This window comes from Streptomyces sp. NPDC043870 (assembly GCF_056435785.1).
In genome coordinates this window covers 55,035-66,192 of the sequence record NZ_JBWKDT010000027.1, presented here as the reverse complement: position 1 = coordinate 66,192, position 11,158 = coordinate 55,035, and the positions used below count along the sequence as shown (strand labels likewise).

5 protein-coding genes and 2 pseudogenes are annotated in these 11,158 nt (G+C 68.8%); 2 read left to right on the top strand and 5 right to left on the bottom strand.

The genetic code is table 11. The annotated features are described in order from the left end of the window. Both AC0699_RS27645 and AC0699_RS27640 read right to left on the bottom strand, forming a co-directional pair. Positions 1-1,296, bottom strand: coding sequence for an aromatic ring-hydroxylating oxygenase subunit alpha (locus tag AC0699_RS27645; protein ID WP_478665315.1), 1,296 nt, complete (start codon positions 1,294-1,296; stop codon positions 1-3). A gap of 444 nt (positions 1,297-1,740) precedes the next feature. After that, positions 1,741-2,994, bottom strand: coding sequence for an NAD(P)/FAD-dependent oxidoreductase (locus tag AC0699_RS27640; protein WP_478665314.1), 1,254 nt, complete (start codon positions 2,992-2,994; stop codon positions 1,741-1,743). A 574-nt stretch (positions 2,995-3,568) separates the two neighbouring features. Between AC0699_RS27640 and AC0699_RS27635 the strand changes: the two are divergent. Beyond that, a pseudogene (locus AC0699_RS27635) lies at positions 3,569-4,227 on the top strand (TerD family protein); the annotation flags it as partial. Here the strand turns inward: AC0699_RS27635 and AC0699_RS27630 are convergent. Continuing rightward, positions 4,178-6,194 (bottom strand): annotated as a pseudogene (locus tag AC0699_RS27630) (flavin monoamine oxidase family protein). The pseudogenes AC0699_RS27635 and AC0699_RS27630 sit on opposite strands and share 50 nt — an antisense overlap. 393 nt (positions 6,195-6,587) lie before the next feature. Between AC0699_RS27630 and AC0699_RS27625 the strand changes: the two are divergent. Beyond that, on the top strand, positions 6,588-8,468 hold the full coding sequence (locus AC0699_RS27625) for a propionyl-CoA synthetase (protein ID WP_478665311.1): 1,881 nt from the start codon (positions 6,588-6,590) through the stop codon (positions 8,466-8,468). Positions 8,469-8,685: 217 nt separating this feature from the next. Here the strand turns inward: AC0699_RS27625 and AC0699_RS27620 are convergent, their stop codons facing one another. Next, positions 8,686-9,570, bottom strand: a complete 885-nt coding sequence (locus AC0699_RS27620) for a geranyl diphosphate 2-C-methyltransferase (protein WP_478665308.1) — start codon at positions 9,568-9,570, stop codon at positions 8,686-8,688. A 15-nt stretch (positions 9,571-9,585) separates the two neighbouring features. Next, a complete protein-coding gene (locus AC0699_RS27615; RefSeq protein WP_478665305.1) occupies positions 9,586-10,938 on the bottom strand; it encodes a family 2 encapsulin nanocompartment cargo protein terpene cyclase in 1,353 nt (450 codons plus the stop codon). Positions 10,939-11,158 lie beyond the last annotated feature (220 nt).

Sequence of the window (11,158 nt, the reverse complement as noted above, 5' to 3'; positions counted from 1 at the left end):
TCACCCCTCTGCCGCGGCGGGCTCGGCGGGGTGTGCCGGGTCGGTGCTCTCCGCGTTCGGCGTGCCGTTCGTGCCGGGCGTACCGTTCGTGCCGGGCGTACCGCTCACGCTGTGCGTGCCGTTCAGGCTGTTCCTGCTGTCCGCGTCCTGCGCGGGGTCCGCGGTCCGGGCGGCGACCCAGCCGTCGATCTGGGAGACCACCTCTTCGTCGAGGGAGAGCTGACCGGGGGTCCACAGCGGGTTCGACAGACCGCGGTGGGTGCGCTCGCACATCTCCCAGTCCTCGTAGTTCGCCTTGTCCCACAGGGCGAAGACGGCTTCGTGGGAGAAGTCGCTCTTGGCGGTCTCGGAAGGGTGGAACAGCCAGAAGTGCCGCACGAAGCAGGTTCCGGGGCTCTCGGGCCAGACCCACTGCATCATCACGTAGTCGGCCGTGAACCCGAACAGCAGGTTGGGCAGAATGGTGATCCAGTTGATCCTCTGCCGGTCGGCCTCGGGCACGAGCGGCATGGGCGTACGCCGGCTGTGTCCCGTCATGGATACGGAGTTGAAGCCGCTGCGGATGGACTGCCAGGCCCCGACGATGTCGCCCTCGAGGTCGTACGTGCCCGCGTCGTCGAAGTCGGTGATGCCGTGCAGGTCCTTGTGCGCGGTCGGGAAGTGCAGGCTCTCGTTGACGTTGTGCGCGACGAGCTTCCAGTTCGAGGCGACCGGGTAGTCCTTGGCCTGGACGCACTCCAGGTCGGCGAGTTCGTAGACGCGCGCGAACTCCCCGAACTCGCCCAGGGCCTTGTCGAGATCAGGGGCGTCGTCGGAGAAGTTGATGAAGACGACGCCGTGACGGATCTCGGTGCGGATGGGCAACAGACCGTTCTTCTCCTTCTCGAAGAAGTGGTCGAAGTACGTGCCGTTGAGGCTCTTGAGCTTGCCGTTCCGGTCGTACACCCAGCAGTGGTAGAGGCACACGAGGCTCTGCCGTTTGCCGCTGGCCTCCTCCACGAGCTTGTAGCCCCGGTGCCGGCAGTAGTTGTGGTACGCCTGGATGCCGTCGTCGCCGTGGAGGAGCAGGACGGATCCGCTGCCGATGTTCAGGGTGCTGTAGGCGCCCTTCTCCTTGAGGCGGGAGGCATGGTCCACCGGGAGCCAGTGCCGGCCATAGATGCGGGACATCTCCCGCCGGTACTGCTCGTCGCCGGTGTAGAACTCGTGCGACCGGCCGATGCCGCCGGACTCGAAGTAGGGCCTCTGCTCGGTCTGCTCGCTGATGAGGTCGAACATGCTGGACGCGCGCGTCATCTGCTGGGCTCCCTCGGGGTGAGGTGCGTGGAAGGCGGTGGCGGAGTGCCGGCCCCGGGCCGTGTGGGTCTGCGCACCGGAGCGCCCGTGCCGTGGAGCGCGCTCGGGTGCCTGGTGGCAGGCACCGGCGCGGCTCCATGGACGGCGGCGGCATCGGTCGGCCCGGGATCCGGGACAGGACGGAACGACGGGAAGGGTTGGGCGATCGGCAGGCCGGCGGCGCCGTTGCGCCACCGTGCCGGCGGACCACAGTGCCCACGGCCGCCCGTCGCCACGCGGCGCACGCCGTACGGGTCGTGATGCCCGGGGCGCGAGGTGGTGCGCGCATGGTGTCACGGCGCCCGGCGCTCGGGGCGCTTCGGCTGCATGGATCGCTTCGGTCACTGCGGTCGCTGCGGTCGCTGCACCGGTCCGCGGCCCGCCCGGGGCCGCGGTGCCGGAAGGTCAGGCGGCCGGATCGTAGACCCGCTCCTCCTGCGGTACGCCCGCGTCGTCGTAGAGACGTTCCAGGGCCTCCGGCGCGTAGATCTCGTAGTCCGGGACCACGCCGCCGATCAGGCCGAGCATCTTGTTCGTCCACTCCTGGCCGGCGCTCATCGCGCTCATCGTCGCCTTGAAGAACGGCGGCAGTTCGGTGAGTTCGCCGAGTGTGGTGGTGAAGTCGTAGACGCCGGCGCTCTCCTCATCACGCACCTTGTTGTACTCGGCCAGCGCCTCGTCCATCGGACGCTCTCCGGACAGCGCCTGGTGGATGCGCTCGGCGAGCAGTTCGCCGTGGAGGAAGGCGTCGGTGATGCCCCACCCGGTGTAGGGGTCCTTGTGGTAGCCGGCGTCGCCCACGAGGGCCCAGCCGGGGCCGTAGGCGCGGCGGTAGTAGTTGTCCGGGTAGCGCATGGGACGGAAGTCCTCCTCGCGCCGCCCGCTCTCGCGCAGTTGGGCGCCCATCTCCGGGTCGACGTCGTCGAAGACGGCCTGGAAGCGGGCCTCCACGTCCTGGCGGAAGTCCTTCAGCTGGCTGCGGGTGCAGATGACGGCCAGCATGCTCAGCCCGTCGTTCGTGGGCCAGCTGCCGAACCAGCGCTCGTTGAGGCCGGTCTTGTGGTGCAGGCCCCAGTCGAGTCCGCTGTAGTACGAGTAGTAGATGAATCCGGCCGCGGGACGCACGTTGTACAGCTCCGCGCCGGCCTTCTTGGCGACCGTGGAGTGGAATCCGTCCGCGCCGATGACCAGCGAGGCCCGGAACTCCCGCTCCGGCCCTTCGCCCTCGCGTCCGCGGATGCCCGTCACCTGGCCGTCGGAGGCGATCACGTCGGAGACGGTGAAGCCCTCGAGCACTTCGGCGCCGGCCCGGCGCGCGGCGTTGACCAGGATTTCGTCGAGCACGGTGCGGCGCGGGCAGTACACGGCGTCGATGCCGTCGACGGGGTCGGCGAACCCGTTGAGCTCGATTCCCCGGTACGAGTAGTGCATCTTGCGGATCGCCGGCGTCTTCGCCGCCACGATCTCGTCGAGCAGGCCCCACTCCTGGAGCTTCAGCAGCCCCGCCTGGTGGATGTAGTGCGTCGAAACGGTGTCGCTGGGAAAGGAGGACCGGTCCACCACGAGGACCCGGTGTCCGAGTCGCGCCAAGAGCATGGCAACCGGCGAGCCGGCGCAGCGGGCACCCACAACAATGACGTCGTACACGCGATCCCCCACGAATCAGATCAGGCACCTGAGAGTGAATCAGGCCCGGGTTCCGGCGCTCCGTTCTCCCCGGCGCCGATATTGACGTGCAGGCTATGAGTATCGGCCAATGAAGGTCAATGGTTGGTAGTGAGACGGCAATGTCCTGCCATTGCGATTCGACGCCTGAATAATTCATTCCGCTCCATGGAGTGACGCCTGACGAGACGACATGACACGGTATGCACCTTTTATGGTGGGGTGTTTCGACCATGCAATGGCTTGTGTCACAACTCAGAACTCCGGACACGCGACCACGCTCGGTGAGAAAACCGCTGACGGATTGCACATAGAGTAGGTAAAGCGAAAATCCCCCTTCCAAGAATGGGTGCCCCATGCCGAGCCCCTAATTACTCAGTTGACGTAACCCGAGAAGTTACATGAATAAACCACGCCAGAGCGTGGCCGGACTCAGCCATCGAGATCTTTTACGAGAGCGCCGCTTGCGATACTCCGGCGGCCGGCCACTCCCGGACCGGCAGGTGTTGTGCGGGACTCCGGACATCTAAGCCTCCGAGGTTGGAAGGCCACGGAGGGAAGCCCCACCATGTCGTTGCAAAAAGGTGCCGACGTACAGGTGTCGACCACCAGGGTCCGGGTGGAGTTGGGTTGGCGAGGGGGGCCGGGGACGCCTGAGGTGGATGCGTCAGCGTTGTTACTGACGGCGGCCGGCAAGGTGCGGTCGGATGACGACTTCGTGTTCTACTCAACCAGCCTGTGCATCGCAGTGGTGCTGTGCGTCACGAGGGCAAGCGCCAGGACGGCACCGGCGAGGTCGAAACGATCGGTGTGGAACTGTCCGCGGTGGAGCAGGAGATCGGGACCGTGGTCCTCGCGGCTTCCACCGACGGCACGTTCAGTCAGGTGCCCGGCCTGTTCGTGCGCGTGCTGGACGCGGAGAGTGGCGCCGAGACGGCGCGATTCGACGCCACGGGTGCCACGTCGGAGACGGCGTTGGTGCTCGGGGAACTGTATCGGCGCAACGGCGCATGGAAGTTCCGGGCAGGGGGCCAGGGATACTTTTCCGGCCTGGCAGGGCTCGCCACCGACTTCGGTATCACCGTCGACGAGCCCGCCTCACCCCCGCTGGCGCAACAGACCGCGCTTCCGCCGGTCCGGGTTCCGTTCACGGTTCGGTGGGCGGCTCGGCCGGCTGTCAGACGGTGTGGACCTCCAGGGCTGCGCGTACCGCCGACTCCAGGGCGCCCTCGATCCATGCGGGTTTGACGGAGGTGTGATCGCCCGCGAAGTGCAGGGGGCCCTCGGGGGTGGGGATGACGGGGAGGAGTTCGGTGTGCTGGCCGGCCAGCAGGACGGAAGCCTCTCCGTACGCATAGGGGTCACGCAGCCAGCTCTGGGTGCGGCCCGCACCGGTGTAGAAGACCTCGATGCGCTGTCCGTAGACCTGCTGCATGCCGCTCAGTGCGTGCGGATAGCGGGCGTCGTCGGGGAGGGAGTCCCAGCGCCGGGCGTCGTCGGCCCAGCTGTACGAGGCCAGGACCACGCCGCCATCGCTGCCGGGCACGGGATGGGAAGGGTTGAACATGAACCGGTTCGCGTTGTCCGACACCGAGCCCCCTCCGAAGAGCGTGGCGGCTTCGGGCTGGTCACGCGTGGTGAACCGGTTGGCGGCGTAGTGCACGCGCTGGGCCGGGGTGATGTGGCCGCGCGGCACGGAGGGATGTGCGCCGAGCAGACTTCCGTCAGCGGTGGTACGGCCCGTGCGGTACGCGTCGTACAGTCCGGCGTCGATGAGGTCGAGTTCGCGTTTCCAGTCGGCTTCGGTGAACTCCCACCAGCGGCGGCTGAACTCGAGGAGCACCTTGGTCGCGCTGTCGTAGTGGAGTTCGGTGACGGCCCGGCGCTTGGCGTAGGACATCAGCGGGGCGATCTGGACGTGCCGCAGCCCGGAGAAGGGGACGGTGACGACGGCCGCGTCGGCGGTGAACTGTTCGCGTACGACGGGTCCGTCACGTCCTTCGGAGACGGTGTCCACCCACACGTGAGGGCCGTCTCGGCGGACGTGCCCTGAGCCGTCGTCGGGCTGCTCGGGGTCGAAGTACTCGATGCGGGTCACCCGGCGGTCGAACCGCACGGTGTCTCCGACCTGCCGCAGCAGCGCGTCGGGCAGCACGGCCGTGCCGCCCTCCAGCTCCCAGAAGGCAGTGTCGGGGCTGATGAGTGACGATCCGATGAAGCTGTGGATGAAGGACAGCGGCAGCCTCGACGTGACGTTCTCCAGCGTGCCGACCAGGTCGACGGTGCGTTCGTCGAGGTCGGCGTGCTCGGTGAGGAACCGGAACATGGACCAGTCGCCGAAGCGCTGGACGACCCGGGCCCACCCCTGGACACGCTCGGGCAGCGGCTTTCCGACCCGCCTGCCGTCGGGACCGACGCGGCTGAATTCGTCTCGTACCGGGTCCAGAACGCTGCGGAGGATGGTCGCGGCGGGCGTGTCCCAGTGGGCGCGCGGTACGCCGAACGACTGGTTGATCCTGCGGGGTGAGCGGGCGTAGTCCGCGCGGCGCATGCGGATGCCGTTGACATGGATCCAGGTACGGCCGACGGGGCGGCCGTCATGGTCGACGTCCAGGTAGTGGAACGGGCGCTTCTTCAGGCCGAGTTGGTCGATGAGGCCCATCACCCAGAGGGTGACTGCCGGGGATGCGCATGGCTCCGGCCTCCGCGTACTGACGGGGATCCGCGAAGGGCTGGTCGGCCTTCTCGTGCCCGCCCGCACGGAACGTCTTGATCCGGCCCCCGGCGCGGTTGCCGTTGGCCTCCAGCACGGTGACACGGTGTCCGGCCCGCCGGAGCAGCCAGGCGGCGACCAGGCCGGACGGTCCGGCGCCGATGACGAGGATCTTCCTGCTCGTACCGGACCGCCGTGGCAGGCCGTCCTTGAGGATCCGCTCGTACCGGGGCACCAGGGGCTGATCGCGGCCGTCCAGGACCAGCAGCGCCCTGGCGACCGTCAGGCACCGCTCGAAGTCGGCCGTGCCGGGTTCGGTGGGAGGCGCGTCGCCGGGAACGGTCGCGGCCGTGGCGGATGCGGCGGTGGCGGTGGCGGTGCCGCCGACGGCTGTTCCCGCGGCGACTGTGCCGACCGCCGCGGTGAACTGACGTCGGGACAGGGAGCCTTCGGCGGGTACCGCCTCGTGATCTTGGGTCATGTGCCCTTCCTAGCGGGCGGCGCACACGCGTGAGCGGGAGTCCTCCAGGGACCCCCTGATAGGGGGAGCCACGTCAACGTGGGGCGACGCCGGTGAACCTGTGAGGTGCCGATGGCGCGCGGCGGCCCTGTGACCGACTGCCCGGAACTCCGTCCGGGATTGCCGCGTGTGGTGGCAGGGCCCTGCGTGCCACCCGGCGGAGCGGTCCCCGGTCGCGCGCGGCAGCATAGGACTCGCCACAGGGGCCGAAGACCGTGCTGTCACGGCGTCAGGCCGCTAGAACCTTCAAGGACCGAAACCGGCATCGATGTCGGGCGCCGGCGGGATCCTCGGACGCGAACCGCGTCCGCGGTCCTCATGCAGCGGCGGCGCTGAGATCAGAGGAGAACGACAGTGGGAACCTACAGGGAGAGCCGTCACCGGAGCCTCACCGATCCAGAAGGCTTCTGGTTGGAGGCAGCGCGACTGGTCGACTGGACGGCGCCGCCGTCGCGTGCCCTCGACAGCAGTGGTGCGCCGTTCTACCGCTGGTTCCCGGACGGCGAGTTGAACACCTGCGCCAACGCACTGGACCGGCATGTTGCGAACGGAGCCGGCGAGCGCACGGCACTGATCTGGGACTCGGCGATGGTTCCGGGGAAGCGGTCGTTCAGCTACCGCGAACTGCGTGACGAGGTGGCACGTCTCGCCGGTGCGCTGACCGGACTGGGTGTCGGCAGGGGCGACCGGGTCGTCATCTACATGCCGATGGTCCCCGAGGCCGTGATGGCGATGCTGGCCTGCGCCCGGATCGGAGCAGTGCACTCGGTGGTGTTCGGCGGGTTCGCGCCCAAGGAGCTCGCCACCCGGATCGAGGACGCCCGTCCCAAGCTGGTCGTCGCCGCCTCCTGCGGGCTGGAGCCCAGCCGCGTGGTGGCCTACCAGCCGATCCTGGACGAGGCACTTGCCCTCAGTTCCCACCAGCCGGAGCACACCCTGATGCTCCAGCGCGAGACCCTCCAGGCCGATCTGGGCGCCGGCTATCTGGACTGGGCCGACGTCGTGCCCGGCGCGCGGCCCGTGGAGCCGGTCCCGGTCGCGGCCACCGATCCGCTCTACATCCTCTACACCTCCGGCACGACCGGCCGCCCCAAGGGGGTGCTGCGCAGCGCGGGCGGGCACGCGGTCGCGCTCGCCTGGTCGATGGGCGCGATCTACGACATCCACGCCGGCGACGTCTTCTGGACCGTCTCGGATGTCGGCTGGGTCGTCGGCCACAGCTACATCGTCTACGGCCCGCTGCTGGTCGGCGCCACGACCGTGGTCTACGAGGGCAAGCCCGTCGGTACCCCTGACGCGGGCGCCTTCTGGCGGGTGGTCCAGGAGTACGGCGTGCAGGCGATCTTCACCGCGCCGACCGCGATCCGGGCGATCAAGAAGGCCGATCCGGCCGCCGCGGAGCTCGAAAAGTACGACACCACCTCCCTGACCTCACTGTTCCTCGCCGGCGAACGTCTGGACCCGGAGACCTACCACTGGGCCTCCGAGGTCCTCGGGGTCCCGGTCACCGATCACTGGTGGCAGACCGAGACCGGCTGGGCGATCGCGGCCAACCCTCGTGGCCTGGAGGCGATGCCCGTCAAGCCGGGCTCGGCCACCGTGCCCGTCCCTGGTTGGGACGTGCAGATCTTGGACGACGACGGACGACCGCTGCCGCCAGGCCGGGAGGGTGAGATCGCGATCCGGCTGCCGCTGCCTCCGGGCGCGCTCCAGTCGTTGTGGGACGACGACGACCGATTCGTGGAGTCCTACCTCAGCCGGTTCCCCGGCTACTACCACACCGGCGACTCCGGCTACTTCGACGACGACGGCTACCTCTTCGTCATGGGCCGTACCGACGACGTGATCAATGTCGCCGGACACCGCCTGTCGACCGGTGCCATCGAGGCCGCCCTGGCCACCCACCCCGCGGTCGCCGAATGCGCCGTGATCGGCATCCCCGACCAACTCAAGGGACAGGTGCCCTACGGCCTCGTCGTGCTCAAGTCCGGCGCGGACCCGGACCCGGAGCAGCTGCGCACCGAACTCGTCGCGGCCGTCCGTCGCGACGTCGGACCCGTCGCGGCCTTCCGCGACGTCGCAGTCGTCCCCGCACTGCCGAAGACCCGCTCCGGCAAGGTCCTCCGCAAGACCATGCGTGGTATCGCCGACGGCCGGGACGAGCCGGTCCCCGCGACCATCGAGGACGCCTCCGTGCTCGACGCACTGCTCCCCATCCTGCGCAACCGCCCTTGAGACCACGCGGCGGTCGGGAAGAACCGAGGTCCGGCGTCGAGCGAGCGCCACGAGCCGCTGGTTCCCAGGTTCAGCCGCGTCCGCCACGACCGGCGTACCGGTCCGCATACCAGCCGCAGACGGAGAACCTCACTGAGAGCCGCTTGCCCCGAAAGGGCCGGGTCCGTCGGCTGACGGGCCCGGCCCCTTCAGTCGGCGGTCGGTCAGATGCGGTCGGTCAGATGCGGTCGGCTGCGATCAGGAGGTACTGGAAGGAGCCGTCCTTGTAGGAGTTGATGAACGCCTCTTCGATGCCGGTGACCAGAGAAGACGTGGCCCGCAGCTCCCAGTAGGGGAGGGTCGCAGCAGTCAGGTCGATGATGGTCTGCGGTACGAGACGGTTGTCGGCCATGGCGCGCAGGTATTCCCGGCGGGAGTGGATGTTGCACTCGAAGTGCGCGTTGATCTGGGAGACCCACTTCGAGGGCTGTCCGTAGCGCGGGTTCCAGCAGCCGGTGATGGTCACGTAGCTGCCGCCGACCGCGAGGATGCGGGAGTGCTCGGCGAAGAGGTCGTGCAGGTCGACGTACATACTCGACTCGTTGTTCCACGAGGCCGCGGCCCGCCCCGTCTCGAAGGGCGTGTCGAGCATGTTGCATACGCGGGCATGAACATGGTCCTCGATGCCCAGTTCATGGGCGCGCTGGTTCGCGAAATCGGCCTGCTTGGCCGAGAGGGTGACGCCCTCGACCTTGCATCCGAAACGCTGGTGGGCCATGACCATCGAACCGCCCCGGCCGCAGCCGGCGTCCACCAGCGTGTCGTCGCGCCCGATGGAGCCGAGGTGGTCCAGGAGAACTTCGGCCTGCGCCGACTCCAGTCGGTGGAGTTCGGCGACCAGCTTCTTCTCGTACTCGCTGTCGCTCGCGTCCCCGAGGGCGGCGTGGTCGACGTCGCCGATGCCGTAGTGGTGATGGTAAAGCCCGTCGACGTCGCCGAGACGCAGGTTCACGGGCCTGGCCTCGTGATCCCAGTACCGGGCGATGTCACCCTGGTAGGGCGACGCCGGAGCGGGAACGAACGCGGAGGTGCCGTTGATGGTGGTGAGCTCGGTGCTGGTCACAGAGAACTCCCTTTCTTACCAGAAATCGGGCAGGCTGTACCGATAGGTGTTGGTCTGGTGCCAGTAGTGGTTGCCGTCGACCCATACGGCCACTCCCCGGAGGAAGCGCAGCACGCTCGGGACGGGACAGGCGGCGGCCAGAGCGGCTGCTTCGGCTTCGAAGTCGTGCATGAGGTCGTTGTGGACCTCGACCGCCTTCAGATAGGCGTCCCGGTCGGTGATGCCCTCACGTTCGGCGATCACCACGGGCAGGTTCAGGTGGCGACCGGGGCCGGCAAGTTCCTTGGTGTACGAGTACAGGTCGTTGACGATGGTGCTGGCGTTCCCGGCGAGCGCGAGAACACGCTGCATGGCGGGCTGGGCATGCAGGTCCGTCGGCAGTTCGTAGCCGCCGACGGCGTCGGTGATGGTGGGGCAAGGACGGAAGTTGTTGAACTGCCGCATCGCCAGGTACTCCCACACCTCCGGCGTGTGGTCCGTCTGGGCCCAGGCGGCCTCCGCGAGGTACCCCAGGTGCAGACGGGCCATGTCGTGCCGGAACCGGTCGGCCTGGGAGGGGGTCGCCTGCCGGACGAAGTACTCCATGGCGGAGCGGTAGGCGCGCCGCGGGGCGTCCGTGTGGAGCGACTGCGCCCACTGCGGCTGGTATTCCTTCGTCGCGTGAAGGGGGTCGAGGGCGGTGTGCGCCAGCAGAAGGCGTCCGCCGAGGCCGATGGGCGAACCTCCGTGGTCCTCGCAGTAGCAGTCGTCGACCGCGTTCTCGGCGACCATCAGCCGCGCAGCGATCATCAGGTGGCCGGCAGTCGGAGCGTCCGGATGGCAGGCAACCATGTAGCGCCCGGCGGAGAAGCCGTCGAACTGGCCCTCCCACTCCTCGGGGTACAGCTCGACCTCGTCCACCGCCCAGTCCTTGATCCTGCGACTGACCTCCTCCACCCGCGCCGGGTCGGGCTCCGGCACCGGGTGGTGGTAGAGGCCCGGGACCGGTTTGCCCTCCACCGGTGCCTCGGGCGCCGGTGGAGCCGGCGACTCCTCGCGCCGGACCAGTCGCAGGCTCGCCGTACCCAGACCACTGGGGCCGCGCAGGATCCGTTCCAGGGCAGGGCTCGGTTGCCTCGCCGCGGCACCGCCCTCCCGCACGTGCTGAGCGATCAGGTCGCCACCGGGGCCGTGTTCGGGTACGGATACGTCCATGGGCACGGCCCTTGCGGCAGGGAGGGGGAGGGAAGGCGGAGCGGGCAGGGCAGGCAAGGCGCCGGCGGCGGCTTCGACACCGGCGGCGTGGGTGCCGGTGAGAGCAGGGGCCCCGGAGCGGGCCGCAGCGTCGGGAAGGCTCGAATGCAGAGGAGAAGGCCCAGGATCGGGCATCCGTAGCTCCTTGGTGAGGTGGGCGGGGTGACGGCCGCTGTCCGGGGCGCCGCACGTCCGGCCGCTGCGAGGGCCGTCCCGGAACCGGGCATGCTCGCCCGGCGCCAGAAGGCCTGGGCTGTCGTGGCCGGCGGAAGGATCCTCTAGGCCCTGTCCGGGCGATCTTGTCGGAGCCGCGACGACAGCTACGGCACCTCGCTGCGTTGTCGGAGTCGCCCAA